A 19,858-nucleotide genomic window follows, 5' to 3' on the forward strand; every position below is an offset into this window, starting at 1 on the left:
GCTTCAAAGAACAGTCGAACCCGAAAGACGACAGATGGAAGTCTCCCGCACACGTGCCCTCCGCGGTCCCAACATGTGGAGCCGCCACACCGCGATCGAAGCGGTCGTGCATTGCAGCGACACGGAACGCACCATCGCGGACATGGCCGGCTTCGAGGCCCGCCTGCGCGAACGCTTCCCCGGCATCGGCCCGCTGCGGCCGGCCAGCGCCGCCAAGACGCCGATCACCCTGGCCCACGTGCTGGAGCAGGCCGCCCTGGCGCTGCAGGCGCAGGCCGGCTGCCCGGTGACCTACAGCCACACGCACACCACCTCGGAAGCCGGCACCTACCAGGTCGTCGTCGAGTACAGCGAGGAAGACGTCGGCCGCGCCGCCTTCGACAAGGCCGTCGAGCTGATCAACGCCGCGCAGTCGGGCGCCGCCTTCGACGCCGACGCCGCCGTCAAGGCGCTGCGCGAGACCGACGAGGACATCCGCCTCGGCCCCTCGACCGGTTCCATCGTCGACGCCGCCTGCAAGCGCGGCATCCCGTTCCGGCGCCTGACGCAGGGCTCGCTGGTGCAGCTGGGCTGGGGCGTGAAGCAACGCCGCATCTGGGCCGCCGAGGTGGACGCGACCAGCGCCGTCTCCGAATCGATCGCGCAGGACAAGGACCTGTCCAAGCGCCTGCTTCAGTCGGCCGGCGTGCCGGTGCCCATCGGCGCGCCGGTGGAAACGGTCGACGAGGCCTGGGAGCTGGCGCTCGAGATCGGCCTGCCGGTCGTGGTCAAGCCGCTGGACGGCAACCAGGGCAAGGGCGTGACGGTCAACGTGGCCTCGCGCGAGCACATGGAGATCGCCTACAAGGCCGCGGACGAGATCGGCACGGTGATGGTCGAGAAGTTCCTGCCCGGCAGCGACTACCGGCTGCTGGTCGTCGGCGACAAGCTGGTGGCCGCGGCCCGCCGCGATCCGCCCAACGTCACCGGCGACGGCGTGCACACGGTGCGCCAGCTGGTCGACAAGGTCAACGAGGACCCGCGCCGCGGCGACGGCCACGCGACTTCGCTGACCCGGATCCGCCTGGACGACATCGCGATGGCGCGCCTGGACCTGCAAGGCCTGACCCCGGAATCCGTGCCGGACAAGGGCCAGCGCGTGATCCTGCGCAACAACGCCAACCTGTCCACCGGCGGCACCGCGACCGACGTGACCGACGACGTGCATCCGGAAGTCGCCGCGCGCGCGATCGCCGCTGCGACGGTCGTCGGCCTGCACGTCTGCGGCGTCGACGTCGTGGCCGAGAGCGTGCTCAGGCCGCTCGAGGAACAGAACGGCGGCATCGTCGAGGTCAACGCCGCCCCGGGCCTGCGCATGCACCTGAGCCCGTCCTACGGCAAGGGCCGCGACGTGGGCGAGGCCATCATCTCCAGCATCTACGGCGGCCACCGTGGCGGCGCGAGCGAGGACGGCCGCATCCCCATCGTCGCGGTGACCGGCACCAACGGCAAGACGACGACGTCGCGCCTGGTCGCCCACATGTTCGCGACGCAGGGCCTGCGCGTAGGCATGACCAACACCGACGGCGTCTACGTCGACGGCCGCCAGACCGACAGCGGCGACTGCTCCGGCCCGAAGAGCGCGCGCAACGTGCTGATGCATCCGGACGTCGAGGCCGCGGTCTTCGAAACCGCGCGCGGCGGCGTGCTGCGCGAGGGCCTGGGCTTCGACCGCTGCCAGGTGGCGGTGGTGACCAACCTGGGCGAGGGCGACCACCTCGGCATGAACTTCCTCAACACCGTCGAGGAACTGGCGCTGGTCAAGCGCGTGATCGTGCAGAACGTGGCCCCCAACGGCTACGCGGTGCTGAACGCCGCCGACCCGGTCGTGGCCAGGATGGCCGAGGTCTGCCCCGGCCAGGTGATCTTCTTCGCGAGCGACCGCCACCATCCGCTGATGGCGACGCACCGCGCGCAGGGCAAGCGCTGCGTCTACATCGACGGCGACGCGCTGGTCGCGGCGCAGGGCGCCTGGCGCGAGTCGATCCCGCTGCGTGACATCCCCTTCACCCGCGGCGGCGCGATCCCGTTCCAGAACGAGAACGCGATGGCCTCGGTGGCGGCGGCCTGGGGCGTGGGCCTGGACTGGGACACGATCCGGCGCGGGCTGGCGAGCTTCATGAGCGATCCGGACAGCGTGCCGGGCCGCTTCAACGTGATGGACTATCGCGGCGCGACGGTCATCGCCGACTACGGCCACAACGGCGACGCGATGCGCGCGCTGGTGCAGGCGGTGCAGGCGCTGCCGGCCAACAAGCGCTCGGTGGTGATCTCCGGCGCCGGCGACCGCCGCGACGAGGACATCCGCATCCAGACCCAGATCCTGGGCGAGGCCTTCGACGAGGCCATCCTGTTCCAGGACGCCTGCCAGCGCGGCCGCGAGGACGGCGAGGTCCTGGCGCTGCTGCAGCAGGGCCTGAAGGGCGCGACGCGGACCAAGCACATCGAGGAGATCCGCGGCGAGTTCGTCGCGATCGACCGCGCGCTGGAACGCCTGCAGCCGGGCGACCTGTGCCTGGTGCTGGTCGACCAGGTCGAAGAGGCCCTGGCCCATCTGAACCAGCGCGTCCGGGAAGCCTGATGGCGGCCGGTCGCTGGCGTCACTGGCCGGCGCACTGGTGGAACGGCCTCAGCGTCGCCCTCGGGGTGATGCTGGTCCAGGTGATCGTGTCGCGCGCGGCTCCGGCCGAGTTGTCGCACATCGCCTCGCAGCTGGCGATGGCCTGCGCCATCTGCGCCAGTCTGGCCGATCTGCCGGGCAGCGTCCGGCGCAACCGCAACCGCGTGCTCACCGCCGGCGGCATGACGCTGCTGGCCGTGGGGCTGGTCGCGGTCCTGCATCCGTATCACGCCGCGATGGGCGCGCTGGTCGCGGCGCTCGCCTTCGGCAGCGCCATGCTGCTGAGCTGGGGCCCGCGCGCCGGCCCCGTGTCCTTCGCGCCCATCCTGGCGATGGTGTTCGCGCTCGCGTGGCCGCACCAGCCGCTGCACATCGTGCTGGCCAGCGGCGCGGCGGGCATCGCGCTGTACCTCGTGTGGAGCGTGATCTCCAGCGCGGTGCTGCAGCGGCGCTTCCACCGGCTCGCGCTGGCCGACGCGCTGCACGGCCTGGCGCAGCTGCTGAGCGCGCGCGCCGAGCTGCTGGGCAGTGGCGGCGCGGCGCATGCGATGCGCGACTGGCTGGGCAACGAAGCCCAGCTGGCGGAACTGCTGCAGACGGCGCGCGACCAGGTCTTCCCGCGCGCGAAGACCGATCCGCGCAGCGCGGCGGTGCTGCTGCACATCGTCGAGTTGCGCGACCTGATGCTGGCGAGCCGCCTCGATCTGGAGCTGCTGGGCGAGGACCCGGTCGGTCAGCACATGCGGACGGCGCTGGTCGGCCGCCTGCGGGCGCTCTCCGTGCTGCTGGACGAGTACCGCGACGCGCTGCTCGATGAGCGCGCGCCGGCGATGAACACCGTCCGGCCGACGCCATGGCCGGACCTGCCGCCGCAGGATCCGCGCACGCGCCTGCAGCTCGTGCTGCAGGACCGGCTGTCCCACCTGGACGGCGAGGTGCTGGCGATGGGCCGCGCGCTCGACGCCGCCCTGCCCTTGCCGCCGCTGCCGCTGGACGCCGGCGAGCTGCGCAGCTTCGTGACGCCGGTGGGCTGGCCGATCGGCCTGCTGAAGGCGCAGCTGCATCTGGACTCGCCCGTGTTGCGCCACGCGCTGCGCAGCGCGCTGGCTTTGTCGGCGGCCTACTTCATCGCGCTCGCGCTGCCCTGGGCCTCGCATCCGCACTGGCTGGTGCTGTCGGTGGCGGTGGTGCTGCGCGGCAGCCTCGACCAGACGCTGGAACGCCGCAACATGCGGGTGCTCGGCACGGCGATCGGCTGCGGCCTGATGCTGGCGCTGTCGCTGATCCCGAACCAGACGCTGTGGATCGTCGTGCTGCAGATCGCGGTCGGCATCGCGCACGCGTTCGTCACGCGCCGCTACCTGATCACCGCGATCGCGGCCACGGTGATGGCGCTGCTGCAATCGCACCTGGCGGATCCGACGCACGGCATCGCGATCTCGGAGCGCCTCGCGGACACGGTGCTGGGCGCGATCCTGGCCTGGGCCTTCAGCTACGTGCTGCCGGCCTGGGAGCGGCGCAACCTGCCGCGCGCGCTCAAGCGGGCGCGCGGCGCGCTGCAGCAGTACGCGATGCAGGCGATGACCGCGGCGATGACGCCGGCCGGCGCGCTGACGCAGCGCATGGCGCGGCGCCAGGCCTACGACGCGCTGGCCGCCTTGTCCGCGGCGCTGACGCGCAGCGCGGCCGAACCGCGCCGCGTGCGCCCGCCGCTGCAGGAACTCAACACGGTGCTCGACCACGGCTACCGGCTGATGGCGCATCTCTCGATGATGCGGCAGAGCCTGATGCGCCGCGCGAAGGACCTGGACGCCGACTTCCTGGCCGAGCTGCCGGAATCGGCCAGACGGCTGCAGCGGGCGCTCGTCGGCCAGGAGCCGGTGCCGCACGCGGTGCAGGCCCTGCAGGACTGGAGCCTGCTGCCCGACGTCGGTCCGCTGGAGGACCTGCGGCCGTGGATGCGTCGCCGGCTGCAGGTGAGCCTGGACGACGCCGCCCGCGCGGGCGAGGCCGCCGATGCGGCCTTCGCCGCGATGGCCGCGCCACCGGAGCCGGACGTGACCCTGTCGCGCCTGCAGTAATGCCGCCTCTTGCTCCCTCTCCCGCTTGCGGGAGAGCAACCGTGTCAAACGCTTACGGCAGTAGAAACGCTGCGGCCCTCTGACTCCCTCTCCCGCCTGCGGGAGGGCAACCGTGTCAAGCGCCGACGGCGGTGGAAGCGCTGCGGCCCTCTGGCTCCCTCTCCCGCTTGCGGGAGAGGGCGGGGGTGAGGGCCAGCGGCCTCCCGATCAGCTCAGCTTGACTTCGATCTTGCGCGGCTGCGCATGCGCCGCCTTGGGAATGCGCACGCGCAGCACGCCGTTGCTCAGCTCGGCGCCGATCTGCTCCGCGTCCAACTCCTTGCTCAGCGTGAACGCGCGGCGGTAGAACTGGCGGGACACCTCGACGTGGCCGGCCTTGAGGCCGTCGGGCAGGTCGAGCTGCATCTCGGCTTCGATGATCAGACGGTCCTTGTCGACACGCAGTTGCAGCTGCTCGCGGGGCACGCCCGGCAGGTCGGCGAAGAGCGTCAGCCCTTGCGCGTCCTCGATCACATCGACCGCGGGTTGGATCGCATAGTCATCGCGACGACGCTCGGCCTGAGCGGCGGTCGAGGCGTTGGTCTTCACTGGCTCGGCCGCATTGGCGGCGGGGGTCTGGACGGCAGTGGTCATGGGGTGCTTTCGGATCTTGTTCGGTATGAGGGACGACGGGGACGACGGAAACGGAAGGGCGCGTCCGGGACTCAATGGATGTCGATGCGGCGCGGCTGCGGCGCGGGGCGGCGCTTGACGCTGACGCGCAGCACGCCGTCCTTGTAGGAGGCCGAGACCTGTTCCGGATCGATGTCGTCGGGCAGGCTGACCACGCGACGGAACTTCCCGGCGAAGCGTTCACGCTGATGGACGACGGTCTTGCCGGCGGCCTTCGCGGAAGGTGCGGCGGGGGCGGCGGTCCCGCCTTCGGCGGCACCAGCGGTCGCTGCGGCGCCTTCGCTGGTCGCGGCCAGCGAGGTTGCACGTTCGCCGGACAGGCTCAACACGCCGCGCTCCAGGTCGACGGCGATGGTGGCGGGATCCAGGCCGGGGGCGAAGGCATAGACCTCCACCGCTTCCGGCGACAGGCCGACGTTCAGAGCCGGATAGCCGCCGCGCGACGGGGCGCGGCCGGCGGTGGATTCGAACAGGCCGCTCATCTCGCGCTGGAAGCGGTCGAGGTCGTTGAACAGCTCACGGGCGAACAGTTGACGGTACATGCGGGGCTCCTTGGCTTCCTGCGGGTGGATCGCGGCGGGACGTGTCCGCCATGCATCCCCACCTAGGACCGAGAAGCCGGGCTTCAAGATCTTGAAATCAAAGGGGGCCCGTCCCCATATGGCGCGCCCGCTGCGCGAGCCGGGAACGCTGTTCGAGCACTTTTGCGCCCCCAGTCCCTCTTATTTCAACCGCAGCACTTCCTGCTCCGTCACCGCCGACGCCTTGTTCCCCCAGCTCTGCCGGATCACCGTCGCGACGGCGGCCATCTCGGCTTCCGTGAGCACCTGCCGCAGCGGCGGCATGCCGTACGGACGCGGATGGCCCGGCGTCGTCGGCGCATAGCCGCCGTCGGCCAGCATCTGCAGCACGTTCTGCGGTGCCTCCAACGTCACCGTGCGGTTGCCCGCCAACGGCGGATAGGCCGGCTGGCCGTCGATCAGCCGGCCCTGCCCCTGGTCGCCGTGGCAATCGGCGCAGTGCTTGGCGTATACCTGACGACCGAGGTCCAGTTGCGTCGACGAGGCCGGCTTGAACTCGGCCGCCTCGGATCCCTCGCGCGGCAGGCCGTGCAGGTACACGGCCATCGCCTGCGCGTCGGCGTCGCTCAGGTGCTGAAGGCTTTCCGCGACCACGTCGGCCATCGGGCCGAGCGCCGCGCCCCTCGGCGACCAGCCGGATCGCAGCCACGACCGAACCTCCGCCTCGGACCAGTCCTGCACGCCCGCCGCATGCGGATCGGCCAGCGACGGCGCGATCCAGCCCTGCACGCCGACCCAGCCGCCACGCAGGCCCGCCGCATCCCTGAGCGCGCCGAGCCGGTTGCGCGGCGCGTGGCATTCGGCGCAGTGGCCGACCGCCTGGACGAGGTAGCGCCCTCGCGCGAGCGCCGCCTCGCCGGCGACGTCCTGGACGGCACCGCCACCGGCACCGGCGTCACGATCGGCACCGCGACCGATGCCAAGATCGGCGCTGCGATCGATGCCCGGGTCGTCACGCGACGGCGCATCGCCCGGCGTGAAGTACATGAGCCGCCACACCGCCAGCGCGGACTGCCAGCGGTACGGCCAGCCCAGCTGATGGGGCGGCGCGGTCTGCGTCACCGCCGGCTGCTGCCGCAGCCACGCGAAGATCGCATCGGCGTCCTCGCGCGTCATCGCCGTGTAGCTGGTGTACGGGAAGGCCGGATAGAGCAACCGCCCGTCGCGGCTGCGGCCGTGATGCATCGCGCGCCAGAAGTCGTCGGCGCTCCAGCGGCCGAGGCCGGTCTCGGCGTCGGGCGTGAGGTTGCTGCTGAACAGCGTGCCGAACGGCGTCCCGAGCGGCATGCCGCCGGCCAGCGGCGCGCCGCCGCGCGGGCTGTGGCAGCCGGCGCAGTTGGCGATCCGCGCCAGGTAGGCGCCGCGGGCGATCAACGCGGGACTGGTGTCTTCCGCGCCGGACTGGGCCGGCCGCCCGGACAGCCACAGCTCCCGCCCCCACGCGCCGGCCAGCAGCAGCACGGCCATCAGCGGGAGGGCGATCGCGATGCCCAGCAGCAGGCGGACGAAGGTCCTCATCGGCGCCGCGTGAGACGTCTCGCCGGTCTTGCTGGCGGTGTCCCCGAGGGTCGGCTTGGAGGTCGGAGCTCCGCTCATGGCGCCAGCCCTCCACACTGCACCGGCAAGGGCGTCGTGGACGGCGGCTCCGGGTGTGCGCCGGCGGGTCTCGCCGCGAGCCAGCTCGCGACGACGGCGATGTCGTCGGTCGACAGCGCCTTGGCCACGTCGGCCATGCAATCGGGCGTGTGGGCGCGGCGCAGCCCGTTGCGCCATGCGCCGAGCTGCCCGACCAGGTAGTCGCGCGGCAGCCCGATCAGACCGGGGATCGCCGGCGCGCGCCCCGCCATCGACGGGCCGTGGCAGGCCGTGCAGGCCGGCACCTTGCGCGCCGGATCGCCCTGCAGGATCAGCCGCTCCGCGCGCGCCTGCTGCTCCGCGTTCAGGCCCGACGGTCCCGGCGCCGGATAAGGCACGTCGAGCGCCGCGAAGTAGCCGGCGATCTCGCGCAGGTAGTCGTCGCTCATGTTGCGCAGCAGCCCGGCCATCAGCGCGTGATGGCGACGGCCGTCGCGGAAGCTCTGCAGCTGGTTGTAGAGGTAGCCCGACGGCTTGCCCGCCAGCCGCGGGAAGTAGCCCTGCGACGTCGCGCGGCCTTGCGCGCCGTGGCACAGCGTGCAGGCCTGGATGCGTTCGCCGATGTCGTTGGTCAGCGGGCGCAACGGGCGCGAGGCGCCGGGTTCGGCGCCGTGTCCGGCGCCGGCGCCGGTCGGCGGCGCTGCGGCCGTCTGCGCGAACGCCGCGGAAGCGGTGGAGACCGCGGAGACGGCGGAGAGTCCCAGGCCCAGCACAGCGGCGATGAGGACACCCGGGAGGAATCGGGAGTGCTTCATCCGGTCATCATCGCCGATCACCGCCTCGGGTGCCGGTGCCGCTGCAGGTGCCGCTGCAGGTGCCGCTGCGGATGCCGCCGTTGGTGTCGTCCTGGCTGTGGTCCTGGGTGCGCCTCGGGTAGCGCGGTCAGCGCCGCTGGTCCGGCCCGGGCCATCCCACGGCCGCCCAGCCGTCGCGCCCCTGGTGCTTGGCCTGGTACAGCGCGCGGTCGGCGAGCGCGATCAGGTCCATCGACGGCACGTCGCCATCGGCGACGCTGGCGATGCCGATGCTGGTCGTGATCGCGACGCCCGCGGGCCGCGTGGCCCGCACGGCCTCCACGATCTTGGCGGCGACCTGCTCGGCCTCCTCGGGCCGGTTCAAGCCCTCGAGCACCGCGACGAACTCGTCCCCCGCCAGGCGCGCCACGTGATCGCTGCCCCGCACGCTGCGTCGCAACACGGTGGCGAAGTCGCGCAGCACGATGTCGCCGACGCCGTGCCCGTGCGTGTCGTTGATCGTCTTGAAGTGGTCGATGTCCAGGAACAGCAGCGCCAGCATCCGCCCCTCCCGCGCCTGACGGCGTTGCCGGGCGAGCGCGCCGGCCAGCGCCTGGTCGAACTCGCGCCGGTTCGGCAGTCCCGTGAGCGCATCCGAACTGGCCAGCCGCGCGAGTTGCGCCTCGGCCTGCTTCATCGCGGTGATGTCGATGGACAGCGTGAAGATGCCCGTCACGCGCCCGTCCGGCCCCATGTCCGGCACGTAGATCGAGCGCAGGTGCCGCTGCTTGCCGAGCATGGTCGAGGTGATCTCGAACTCGACGCGCTCGCCGCTCAGCGCCAGCGCCAGTTGCGCGCTGCGCTGGCTGGTGCTCGCGACGCCGAAGACGTCGTCGATGTGCAGCCCCAGCGCCGCCTGCGGGTCGAGCCCGAACCAGCTGCGTATCGTCTCGTTGGTGTAGCGCAGCTTGCGCTCCGCGTCGATGTAGCAGATGAAGACCGGCAGGTTGTCGGTGATCGCCTTCATCCGGCGCTCGCTGGCGGCGATCGCGGCCTCGGCGCGCTTGCGCTCGGTGATGTCCATGGAGCAGGCGTAGAAGCCCTCGACGCGGCCCCGGGCCAGCTCCGGCACGAAGCTCTGGTGGAAGTGCAGCGTCTCGCCGTCGATGACCTGCTCCGCGTCGAAGGCCACCGCCTCGCCGTCGAGCACGCGCGCGACGAAGGGCCGCATCTGCGCGGCGTTCTCTTCGCCGCGTACCGCTTCCAGCGTCTTGCCGATCAGCGACTGCGGGTCGGCTTGGAAGACGCGGCCGACCTCCGCGTTGGCGAAGCGCAGACGGCCCCGTCCGTCGTAATGGCTGATCAGCGCCGGCACGTTGTCGGCGATGCCGCGCAGCAGCTTCTGCGTCCGCAGCAGCTCGCGCGAGCGCAGCATCACCTGCGAGGTCGCCATCACCGTGAACAGCGCCAGCACCGCCAGGCCGGCCAGCATCAGCAGCTCGGAATGGGTGGCCTCGCGCCACAGCCGCTCGCTGATCGCCGCGCGCTCCGTGCGCAGCGACGAGGTCAGCTCGCCCAGCACGTCCCGCAGTTCATCCATGTGATGCAGGCCCTGGTCGCCGTGCACCAGCTCCAGCGCCTCCTCGTGACGGCCCGAATCGTGCAGCCGGATCGTCTGGCTCATCTCCGTCATCTTGAGCTGGACCAGCTCCTGGATGCGGGCGAGCTTGGGCGCGTGGGTGGGGTCGTCGTCGCAGGCGCACAGGTCCGCCAGGCGCCGGTCGAGGTTGCGCACCGCATCCCGGTAGGGCTGCAGGTAGCCGGCGCGCTGCGTCAGCAGGTAGCCGCGCTGGCCGGTTTCGGCATTGAGCAGGTCCTCGTTGAGCAGCGTCAGCGCCGAGAGGACGGTGTTGATGTGGTCGGCGCGGTGCAGGTCGTCGATGGTCGACCGGGCGCGCCAGACCAGCAGCGTCACGATCACGGCCATCGCCACCAGCGCTGCCATCAGCAGCGCCACGCCGCGACCGAGGCTGGTGCGATGGATCGGCTCGGCGAAGGCACGCATGGCGACGTCTCGGGCGGGGCGGTCTCTGGCGGGCCGCGGAAGCGTGGGACCCTGGAGCGCGCGGAGGACGCGCGCTCGACCGGCCGTGGCGGCGGCGGGGCCGGTGGGGATTGCAGGCGATTATGGGGAGGGCCGTGCGATTGCCGTCAAGCCGGCATCGGTCCCGGAGGTCCGGCGGTGCCGGCATGCGACAGTCCGGGGATGCCCTCGATCCCCCTCCTGCGCCAGCCCGACCCGCACGGCCACGCGAAAGTCAGCTTCGTCGAGCTGTTCTTCGACCTCGTCTTCGTCTTCGCCGTCACGCAGCTGTCGCACACGCTGATCGGCCATTTCGCGCATGACGGCGTCACGCTGGGCGGCGCGCTGCAGACCGGTTTCCTGATGGCGGCGGTCTGGTGGGTGTGGATCTTCACCTCGTGGGTGACCAACTGGCTGGATCCGGAGCGCCTGCCGGTGCGGATCTGCCTGTTCGCGATGATGCTGGCGGGGCTGCTGATGTCGGTCTCGCTGCCGCAGGCCTTCGGCGAGCGCGCGCTGATGTTCGCGGCCTCGTTCACCGCGATCCAGGTCGGGCGGACCTTGTTCTTCCTCTGGGCGGCGCGCGGCGCGGAGGCCGGGCTGGTGCGCAATTTCCAGCGCATCGGCGCGTGGCTGGTGGTGTCCGCGGTGTTGTGGATCGCCGGCGCGTTGAGCCCGTCGCTGCGCGTGCCGCTGTGGGTGGCGGCGCTGGCGATCGAGGTCGTCGGGCCGTCGGCCGGTTTCTTCGTGCCGGGGTTGGGGCGCTCGACGACGGCGGACTGGACGATCTCCGGCGGTCACCTGGCCGAGCGCTGCGCGCTCTTCGTGATCATCGCGCTGGGCGAGTCGTTGCTGGTGACGGGCGCGACCTTCGCGGAGACACCGCTGACGGCCATGAGCCTGCTGGCCTTCCTGGTGTCCTTCGCCGGGAGCATCGCGCTGTGGTGGCTGTACTTCGACACGACCAACGACTTCGCGACGGGTCGCATCACCCACAGCGACGACCCGGGGCGGCTGGCGCGGCTGGCCTACACCTACATCCACCTGCCGATCGTGGCGGGGATCATCGTCAACGCGGCGGCGGACGAGTTCGTGCTGGCGCATCCGGACGGCCACACCGACCTGAAGACGGCGCTGTGCCTGCTCGGCGGCGTGGCGATCTACGTGATCGGCGTGGGGCTGTTCAAGCGGGCGGTCGTCGGCCGCTGGCCGTGGTCGCATGGCGTGGCGGTGATCGTGCTGGCAGCGGCGGGGCCGTTCGTGCACGACTGGCCGCCGGTCGCGACCAGCGCCTTCGCCTGCACGGTGCTGGTCGCGCTCGCGGCGTGGGAGCGGCGTTCGCGGGCGATGTGTCTCGTTCCCGACAGCGGGGGCGGGGACGACGCGCCTAGCATCGGCGCATGAGCGCGCCCTCCTCCACCGCCACGTCCGTCGGCTTCTCCGCCTTCTCGGCGGAGGTCACCGTCGAGCCGCATCCGGCCGATGCCCTGTTCCCTGCGTCGACGCGACGCCTGTTCGTCGAGACCGAGCCCGGCGTGCGCATCCATGCGCGCGTGTGCGGCGAAGGTCCGCCGCTGCTGCTGATGCACGGGCATCCGCAGACGCTGGTGATCTGGCACCGCGTGCTGCCGGCGCTGGCGGCGCGCTTCACCGTCGTGATGCCGGACCTGCGCGGCTATGGTGATTCCTCGAAGCCCGCAGGCGATGAGGACCACGGCAACTACAGCAAGCGCCGCATGGCGCAGGACCTCGTCCGCGTGATGGGGGCGCTGGGTCATGCCGGCTTCCGCGTGCTGGCGCACGATCGCGGCGCGCGTGTCGCGCATCGGATGGCGGCGGATCATCCGGCGGCGGTCGAGCGGCTCGCGCTGCTGGACATCGCGCCGACGCTGGCGATGTACGAGCAGACGACCGAGGCCTTCGCGCGGGCGTACTGGCACTGGTTCTTCCTGATCCAGCCGGCACCGATGCCGGAACGGCTCATCGAGGCCGATCCGGCGGCGTATGCGCTGGACGTGATGGGCCGGCGGCACGCGGGCCTGTCGGCCTTCGATCCGCGCGCGTTCGCCGAGTACCAGCGCGCGCTGGCGCTGCCCGGCACCGCGCACGGCATGTGCGAGGACTACCGGGCGGCGGCGGGCATCGACCTCGACCACGACCGCGCGGACCGCGACGCCGGCGCGAAGCTGGCGATGCCGCTGCGCGTGTACTGGGGCGCGCAGGGCGTGGTGGCGAAGTGCTTCGACCCGCTGAAGGAATGGCGACGCGTCGCGGTGGACGTCGACGGCGGGCCGCTGCCCTGCGGTCACTACATCCCGGAGGAAGCGCCGGACGCCCTGCTGGCGGCGGTGATGCCGTTCCTCACCGAGGGGCTTTGAGCGAAGCCGCCGCGAGGCCCGTTAGGCTGCACGCATGGCAGTGTCCGACGTGGACGGAGTGACGGGATGAACAAGCTGGTGGCGATCGGGCAGTTCCTGGGCGGCGCGGTCCTGTGGATCGCGGCGGTGGTGGCGGGCTACAACGCGCTCAAGCCGCTGATCGGCGCCGCGGAAGGCGCAGGCGCGCCGGCGGGAGCCGGCGGAGCGTTCGTGATCGTGCTGCTGCTGGCGGGTATCGGGACGTGGCTCATGCGCGCGGGCTGGCGCCGGTTGAGGGCGCGGGCGGGTGGGCATTGCTGAGCGATTATCGGTTCACGCGGCCAGCGTCGGCGGCCTCGGCACCGTTCGTGGGCACCTGCAGTTGAAATTCCGTCGTCAGATCGCGGGCGATGCGACCACCTTGAAGCACAACGACCCGCTGCGCCATTGCGATGGTCTCCGGTCGGTGAGCCACCAGGATACGCGTCAGTGCAATCCGCTTGATCGCCGCATTCACGGTCTGTTCGTTGCCGACGTCCAGATGGCTGGTGGCCTCGTCGAGGACCAGCAGCTTGGGGTCCCTGTAGAGCGCTCGAGCCAGCAGGATTCGCTGCTTCTGTCCACCAGACAAGCCTGTGCCTATGTCGCCGACCAAGGTGTTGTAGCCCATCGGCATTGACGCGATCTCGTCGTGGACCGCAGCAAGCTGCGTACATGTCTGCACACGCTCCTGATTCGGCTTGGGGTCGAAGAAGGTGATGTTGTCGGCGATCGATCCGGAGAACAGCTGGTCTTCCTGCATGACGGTTCCGATGATCCGCCGATAGTTGTGCAGTCCCAGGCTCTCAAGCTTCACGCCGCCCACAAGGATCTCTCCTTCCGTGGGCCTGAGCAGACCCAGCAGGATCTTGACCAAGGTCGTCTTGCCACAGCCCGAGGCCCCGGTGATTGCCAGACATTGCCCTGCTGGAATGATGAGATTGCAGTCCTTCAGCACGTCAGGCTCGCCATCCGCGTAGCGGAAGGAGACATTGCGGACCTCCAGCGTCGGTTCGATGCGCTCGGGATCCAGCTCGATGTCGTGCGTACTGTCTTCGGGGTCGGTCAGGACGATATCGGCCACGCGCTCACCATGCAGGCGCAGCATCCTCAGCTCGAAGAGCTTGTCGATCAGGGAGGCCATGCGTTGGCTGAACTGGTCCTTGTAGCTGATGAAAGCCAGGAGCATGCCCACCGAGAAGCGCGTGTCGAGCACTGCCAGCGCCGCCAGCCAGATCACGATGATCCGTTCAGCATTGAACAGCAGCGTATTGGCGGTTTGATAGGAGATCGACAGTTTGGCGATGCGCAGATCGGCGTTGAACTGCTCCGCAAGCGCGTTCATCCAGCCAATGCGGCGCTCCTCCGCACGGCCAAAGAGCCTCACGCTTTGAACGCCACGTGCAGACTCGAGAAAGTGGGTCTGCTGACGCGCGGCATGGACAATCTGTTCGGCCGTCGCTTCGCGCAAGGCCTGGAAGATCGTCCAGCGCAGAACGGCATAGATCGCCACTGCGCCCAGCGCGACGACTGTCAGTTGCACGCTGTAGAGCAGCATGACGACCAGCGTGCCGAAGACGAGCAGCCCGTCGACGATGCCTTCGACGAACTGGGTGGTCAAGCTGCGTTGAATCGTCTGGATCGAGCCGAAACGAGACACGATGTCGCCCAGGTGCCGCTTCTCGAAGTAAGGCAACGGCAGCTTCATCAGATGGGCGAAGGCGTTCCCCAACCACTGGAAGTTCAGATTGGTGGCGAGGACGGTCGTCACCCATGAACGTACCGCGCCGATCGCGGTCTGCATCAGCACCAGGACCAGGAACCCCATGCCGAGCACGGTGATGAGGTCACGGTCCGCGGCGATGAGGGCCTCGTCAACGATCCACTGCATGTAGAACGGCGTGACCAGGGCACAGACCTGCAGCGAGACCGCGAGCAGGATGATCTGCGCCAATCCACGGCGAAGGCCCACCACACGACCCATCAACGACGCGAGCGTGAAGCGTTGCTCGTCGCGTCGGGATTGGAAAGTCGAACTGGGGGTCAACTCCAGCGCGATCCCGGTGAAGTGATTCGACAAGGCGGCCATCGTCACGCGACGTTCGCCGACAGAAGGGTCGTGGATCATCACGCCCGATCGCCCGACCTTCTTCAGCACCACGAAGTGGTCCATGTCCCAGTGGAGGATGCACGGCAGCCTCAAACCGGACAGATGCTGTACATCAAGCTTCAGCGGTCGCGCCTGCAACCCGAGAGCCTGAGCCATGGCCACCAGGGCCTTGAGCGTTGCACCTTTGAGTGACACCGAGAAACGGCGCCTCATCGTCGTCAGGTCGATCCGGTGCCCCCAATAGCTGCACACCATCGCCAGGCAGGCCAATCCACATTCGGCAGCTTCCGATTGCAGATGAACTGGCAGGCGACGGCTTCCCCAGAAACGCGGAGACGGCGCTTGGCTTGGCACTGACATCATCTTGACTTCTTCTCTCAGAGACGACCGGTGATGGTGAGCAGCGGCTCCAACACCCACTCATACAGCCGACGCTTCTCCAGCAGCACATGGGCGTCGAGGGCCATGCCGGACCTGAGCGGATACGGCGCGCCGTACGCGGTCACCACCTGAGAATCAAGTTCGACGCGAACGCGATACAGCGGCTCGCCGCCCTGCGGAGCACTCGTCGCGGACGCGCTGATTTCGTCGGGCCGCAGCGCCGTTTGTGAGACCGCATTGACGCGCCCACGGTGCTGCCCGAACTTCTGATAGGGGTACGACTGATATCGAACCATCACGTCCATGCCCGGCTTGATGAATCCGGCAGCCCGCGAGGGCACGTACAACTCCGCGATCAACGGCGAGCCGCGCGGAACGATCGAGCCCAGCACCTGTCCCGCAGTGACCGCGAAACCCACTTCAGCGTTGACTGCGGCGACCACGCCATCCTGCGGCGCGCGAATGACGGATTCGCGTCGCACGTCGTTCTCGGTCAGCTCCTGATCAAGCGAGGCGATGCTGCGAGAGGCGGCCGCCTGGTCGCGTCGAGCCTGGATGCGCTGGTCCTTCAGCTCGGACCGGGCGGAAGCCAGATCCCGTTCCTGCGACGCCCGGGCGCGCTCGAGGTCACCGAGACGCTGCCGCTGGTCCAGCAGCTCGCCCTGCTTGTCCTGAACCTGGGCCGATGAAACAAAACCCTGGGTCTGCAGTTTGGTGTGCCGCTCCAATGTCTCTTCCGCCAGGGCGACTCGCCGCAGTTGCAAAGTCATCTGCGCGTCGACGCGGGCGACATCGTTGGCCAGATCGTCGGAACGGCGGGCCAAGGTCTCGATGCGCTGGCCCGACTGTTCCCGAAGTTGCTCGCGCTCGCCGTCGAAGCTCTGTCGCCGCGACTGAAGGAGGGCGGCTATCGCCTTCTCCGCATCACCTCCCGTGGCGCTGTTGCGCTGGCTGACGAGTGCGAACAGGACGTCTCCGGCGCGCACGACCTGACCCTCCTGCACCATCCGGCGGCTGACGATGCCGTTCTGTGTCGGTGTCAAACGGATCAGGCCGGCGGCCGGCACAACGGCCCCCGCTACCTGCGCCTTTCGCTGGTAGTCGCAGGTCGCGAAGAAGAGGATCAGGCCACACGCCATCGCGACGAACAATGCAACCAGCAGGCTGTGCCCGACCTGGTGGGTCAGGACGATCTCGCCATAGCGGCGAGAGCCTTGCTCCTTCAACACCGCGGTGCGAAACAAGGAACTGCTCATTTTGTGGATTCTGAATGGGCCGCGTTGGCCTGAATCCGCCGATATTCAGCGGAAAAGGGTCCCCGCCAATGTCGCTGGCAGATTGAATATGGCGTGTTGCAGCACAGTAATCCAATAAGCGCGCCGACCGCCGGACGGGTACCAGGCCACATAACTGGCACCGTAGACAAGAAATGCCACGGAGGCCGCGATGGCCATCCACGAGGCCGCTATTGCGTGCACCAGTGCCATGATGCATACCATGATGGCAACCGAAAGCCAGGCGCGGCAGAAGTGCCGCGCCACTCCGATCATCGCAATCATGATGAGATTCTCCAGCACCGGCGCAAAAAACAGGCCGGAAAGTATCCGAGGCCAGCCGACGCGATCTGGCAAGGATTCCGGCTGTGCGACCAGAATGAACGGCAGCGCAATACCTGCGGCGACCAACCAGGCAACCGGTGCGGTCAACGTCGCAAAGAGGAACCACCGCTCGTGGGCGATCAGCCGCCGCAAAAATTCAATGAGTCGGGACATGTCGTTGAAAGGGCCCCGAAGGGCCCTCAGCGCTTTTAACCGAAGGTGCCGGCGCCGCTGCCACTGCCGGTCTGGAATTCAGCCGCCGCGCCGGAGTTGTTGTAGTCCGCGATTGCTCCGCCGATGTACGGCGCCGCTTCTGCAGCGAAGAATTCCAGTACCTTCTTCCATCCGCCGCCGACGAGTTCCAGTTCTTCGACCGACAGTTCACGAATTTCATTCATCATTTTATTCCTCCTTGGAAACGTTCAGTTATGTCTGACTCAAACCAGACGAACGAACTATAGGCATGGTCGCAATGGCCAACCACTCCCCCACAAGAGGGTGAACTCGTCTGTCCAGCCGTATGGTACGTATCAGATACATCCAGCTGACCGGTCCGGCGCGTCAAGGCGGAATTATCGGAAAATCGGTACTTGGAATACGAAAAAGACATATGCCCCTGTATGCCAAAAAGGGATAAGGGCAAACGTCCTTGGCGCCTTACCTGGCGATCGTCGGATAGAGATCGTCCATCCACACGACCTCGTCCGCGTCGGACTGGAGGTCGGTTCGGCTGGCCGCGATGACGCGTCTTCCAGCGCCCACTCGCCGCCCGCGAGATGGCGAGCCAACGACTTGCGGGCTGTCGCCGGGGTCACGCCGTGCTCGGCTGCGGCCTGAGCGAAGGGCAACCCTTCGAAGGTGAGCTGCTGGGCCATCTGGACACCTGCGCGTCCTCTACCTGCGTCTGCGGCACGCAGCCGATCTTCGGTGCCATGGACTGCATCGCAGCCCACAGGGACGGGTACTCCCCGCGGGGCTCCAGCACCATCCGCAAAGCCTGCTCGCGAACCTGCGGTGAGGACTGATTCGACGATCGACCTCAAGTCATTCAGATGGGCGACGACAGACCGCGCTCAGATCGCCATGTCCCTGAGCCGCTTGCTGGCCTCGCGGTTGGCCAACAGCTCGGTGCCGTCCCGCATCAGGATGTGGAGCTGACTCTGTTCGCCGGGCCGCATCGACGCGACGAAATCGAGGTTGACGATGGCATTCCGATGCACGCGCAGGAATCGCGTCGCGTCCAGCCGGGCTTCGAGCTCGTTCAGCGGCATGCGAACGAGAAAGCTCTCGCCGCGCGCCATGATCTGCGTGTACTTGAGATCGGCGCGCAGATGCTCGATCTCGTCCAGCGCCAGCGGAAAGATGCGGCCGCGATCACGGACCAGGATGCGCGACAGCGGCGCACCTAGCCCGCCGCCAAGCGCCGCCACGGCGGCCGCGCCACGCTCGGCCATCGCGGCGGACGTGATCAAGGCCCGCTTCACCGCGGCATCGAAGCGCGCCGCCGTGAACGGCTTGAGGAGGTAGTCGAGCGCGTGCAGCTCGAAGGCCGCGACCGCGTGCTGGTCGTAGGCGGTGGTGAAGATCAGCGGCGGCATGTGCTCCCCGGCCGCGAGCAGCTCGCGCACCACCTCGAGACCCGTCAGTTCCGGCATCTGGATGTCCATGAACACGAGGTCCGGCGCGAGCGCGCGGATCAGCGTCAAGCCCTCGCGGCCGTTGGTCGCCTCGCCCACCAGCAGCAGATCCGGCGACGCCGCGATGAAGTCGCGCAGCGTCTCGCGGGCCAGCGGCTCGTCTTCGCAGATCAGGGCTCGGATGCTCATGCCGGCATCCTCATCGCCACCTCGAAGCCCGCGCCGGGCGTCGATGTCACCTCGAGCCGGGCGGCATCGCCCCACCGCAGCGCCAACCGCCGTGCCACCGTGCGCAGGCCCAGTCCCCGCCCCTCGGGCAGACCGCCGGCAACGGGAAGTGCGACGCCGGGACCGTCGTCGGCCACGACGATGTCCAGCGTCTGCGGCGTGCGGCGCACCGACACGCGCAGCGTGCCCGGCGCGCTTCGCGGATTGAAGGCGTGCTTGATGCTGTTCTCCACCAGCGGTTGCAGCGACAGGGCCGGCACGGTCGCGCTGAGCGCCGCAGCGTCCACCTGCCAGTCGACATGCAGCCTATCACCGAGGCGGATGGCCTCCAGCGACAGGTATTGCTCCGTGAAGGCGAGCTCGTCGCGCAGCAGCACCTGGTCTTCCCCGCTGCGCTCGGTGTCCAGCAGATAGCGGAGCATCTCGCTGAACATGAACAGCGCGTCTTCCGCGCGGCGGGCATCCTTGCGCACCAAGGCGAGGATGCTGTGCAGCGTGTTGAACAGGAAGTGCGGATTGAGCCTGTTGCGCAATGCGGCCAGTTCGCTTCGGGCCAGCAGCGTCTGCGCCTGCGCGGCGACCTCGGCCTGTGCCATGGCGCGGCGCACGGCGCGGTAGGCGCTGAAACCGCCGGCGGCCGCGGCGTAGGCCAGCATGCCGAATTCCAGTTGCCAGATGAACCAGTTCGCACGCGCGCGCTCCGCGCCCGCCACGCCGGCCTCGGCGACGATCCACAGCCACAGCAGCGCGTACCACGTCAGCACGAAGAGCACCGACACCGCGGCATGGGCCGCGATCTGTCGCCCGGCGCCGATTCGCCGAGCTTCCATCCAGCCCGTCACCGGCCAGAGGAGCAGCAGCAGCACGAACTGCGGCCCCATGTTGCGCAGTGTGCCGTGCACGGCGCTCCACAGATTGAAGCCGCGCGTCCAGACCCCGTCGGTCTCGACGGCGACCAGGTAGATCAGCAGCACCGGCAGCCACGCCAGCGCGTAGATGCGCACGACCTCGCGAGGGGGGATCCAGTCTGTCCACGAAGCGCGCATGGCCCCATTGTGGTCAA

The 19,858-nt window shown here is 69.2% G+C and carries 16 protein-coding genes; 5 read left to right on the top strand and 11 right to left on the bottom strand.

What is annotated here, in order from left to right; translation table 11 throughout:
* Positions 1-34 precede the first annotated feature (34 nt).
* Together cphA and AC07O8_RS15315 are read left to right on the top strand one after the other, a co-directional pair.
* Positions 35-2,620 carry a cyanophycin synthetase gene (gene cphA, locus AC07O8_RS15310; RefSeq protein WP_495048840.1) on the top strand — a complete coding sequence of 862 codons (2,586 nt, stop codon included), beginning with the start codon at positions 35-37 and terminating at the stop codon, positions 2,618-2,620.
* Entirely contained in the window at positions 2,620-4,740 is a 2,121-nt protein-coding gene (locus tag AC07O8_RS15315; protein WP_495048841.1) for an FUSC family protein, read from the top strand. The genes cphA and AC07O8_RS15315 overlap by 1 nt, the downstream gene beginning before the upstream one ends.
* A gap of 207 nt (positions 4,741-4,947) precedes the next feature.
* Here the strand turns inward: AC07O8_RS15315 and AC07O8_RS15320 are convergent, their stop codons facing one another.
* The 5 genes from AC07O8_RS15320 to AC07O8_RS15340 all read right to left on the bottom strand — a co-directional run bounded on the left by AC07O8_RS15320 (position 4,948) and on the right by AC07O8_RS15340 (position 10,427).
* Entirely contained in the window at positions 4,948-5,373 is a 426-nt protein-coding gene (locus AC07O8_RS15320; protein ID WP_495048842.1) for an Hsp20/alpha crystallin family protein, read from the bottom strand.
* 71 nt (positions 5,374-5,444) lie between these two features.
* The gene (locus AC07O8_RS15325; RefSeq protein ID WP_495048843.1) at positions 5,445-5,954 is read right to left on the bottom strand and encodes an Hsp20/alpha crystallin family protein; all 510 of its coding nucleotides are present in this window, start codon (positions 5,952-5,954) and stop codon (positions 5,445-5,447) included.
* A gap of 180 nt (positions 5,955-6,134) precedes the next feature.
* Complete coding sequence (locus AC07O8_RS15330) at positions 6,135-7,589, bottom strand: c-type cytochrome (RefSeq protein WP_495048844.1); 1,455 nt, start codon at positions 7,587-7,589, stop codon at positions 6,135-6,137.
* Positions 7,586-8,383, bottom strand: a complete 798-nt coding sequence (locus tag AC07O8_RS15335) for a c-type cytochrome (protein ID WP_495048845.1) — start codon at positions 8,381-8,383, stop codon at positions 7,586-7,588. Before AC07O8_RS15335 ends, AC07O8_RS15330 begins: the two co-directional genes overlap by 4 nt.
* Positions 8,384-8,510: 127 nt before the next feature.
* Positions 8,511-10,427: a diguanylate cyclase domain-containing protein gene (locus AC07O8_RS15340; RefSeq protein ID WP_495048846.1), complete on the bottom strand. Its 1,917-nt coding sequence runs from the start codon at positions 10,425-10,427 to the stop codon at positions 8,511-8,513.
* 201 nt (positions 10,428-10,628) lie between these two features.
* Here AC07O8_RS15340 and AC07O8_RS15345 point away from each other — a divergent pair, with 201 nt between their 5' ends.
* From AC07O8_RS15345 to AC07O8_RS15355, 3 genes are all read left to right on the top strand, one after another.
* The gene (locus AC07O8_RS15345) at positions 10,629-11,849 is read left to right on the top strand and encodes a low temperature requirement protein A (RefSeq protein WP_495048847.1); all 1,221 of its coding nucleotides are present in this window, start codon (positions 10,629-10,631) and stop codon (positions 11,847-11,849) included.
* On the top strand, positions 11,846-12,823 hold the full coding sequence (locus tag AC07O8_RS15350) for an alpha/beta fold hydrolase (protein ID WP_495048848.1): 978 nt from the start codon (positions 11,846-11,848) through the stop codon (positions 12,821-12,823). Before AC07O8_RS15345 ends, AC07O8_RS15350 begins: the two co-directional genes overlap by 4 nt.
* Positions 12,824-12,889: 66 nt before the next feature.
* Positions 12,890-13,123, top strand: coding sequence for a hypothetical protein (locus tag AC07O8_RS15355; RefSeq protein WP_495048849.1), 234 nt, complete (start codon positions 12,890-12,892; stop codon positions 13,121-13,123).
* 4 nt (positions 13,124-13,127) lie between these two features.
* Here AC07O8_RS15355 and AC07O8_RS15360 read toward each other — a convergent pair whose 3' ends face one another.
* From AC07O8_RS15360 to AC07O8_RS15385, 6 genes are all read right to left on the bottom strand, one after another.
* A complete protein-coding gene (locus AC07O8_RS15360) occupies positions 13,128-15,314 on the bottom strand; it encodes a peptidase domain-containing ABC transporter (protein WP_495048850.1) in 2,187 nt (728 codons plus the stop codon).
* A gap of 14 nt (positions 15,315-15,328) precedes the next feature.
* On the bottom strand, positions 15,329-16,588 hold the full coding sequence (locus AC07O8_RS15365; protein WP_495048851.1) for an HlyD family secretion protein: 1,260 nt from the start codon (positions 16,586-16,588) through the stop codon (positions 15,329-15,331).
* A 45-nt stretch (positions 16,589-16,633) separates the two neighbouring features.
* Positions 16,634-17,104, bottom strand: a complete 471-nt coding sequence (locus AC07O8_RS15370; RefSeq protein ID WP_495048852.1) for a hypothetical protein — start codon at positions 17,102-17,104, stop codon at positions 16,634-16,636.
* A 35-nt stretch (positions 17,105-17,139) separates the two neighbouring features.
* Positions 17,140-17,331 carry a hypothetical protein gene (locus AC07O8_RS15375; RefSeq protein ID WP_495048853.1) on the bottom strand — a complete coding sequence of 64 codons (192 nt, stop codon included), beginning with the start codon at positions 17,329-17,331 and terminating at the stop codon, positions 17,140-17,142.
* Positions 17,332-18,003: 672 nt separating this feature from the next.
* A complete protein-coding gene (locus AC07O8_RS15380; RefSeq protein ID WP_495048854.1) occupies positions 18,004-18,756 on the bottom strand; it encodes a LytR/AlgR family response regulator transcription factor in 753 nt (250 codons plus the stop codon).
* Positions 18,753-19,841 carry a sensor histidine kinase gene (locus AC07O8_RS15385; protein WP_495048855.1) on the bottom strand — a complete coding sequence of 363 codons (1,089 nt, stop codon included), beginning with the start codon at positions 19,839-19,841 and terminating at the stop codon, positions 18,753-18,755. Before AC07O8_RS15385 ends, AC07O8_RS15380 begins: the two co-directional genes overlap by 4 nt.
* Between the last annotated feature and the right edge of the window lie 17 nt (positions 19,842-19,858).

The organism is Roseateles sp. GW821-FHT09G09, assembly GCF_059415965.1.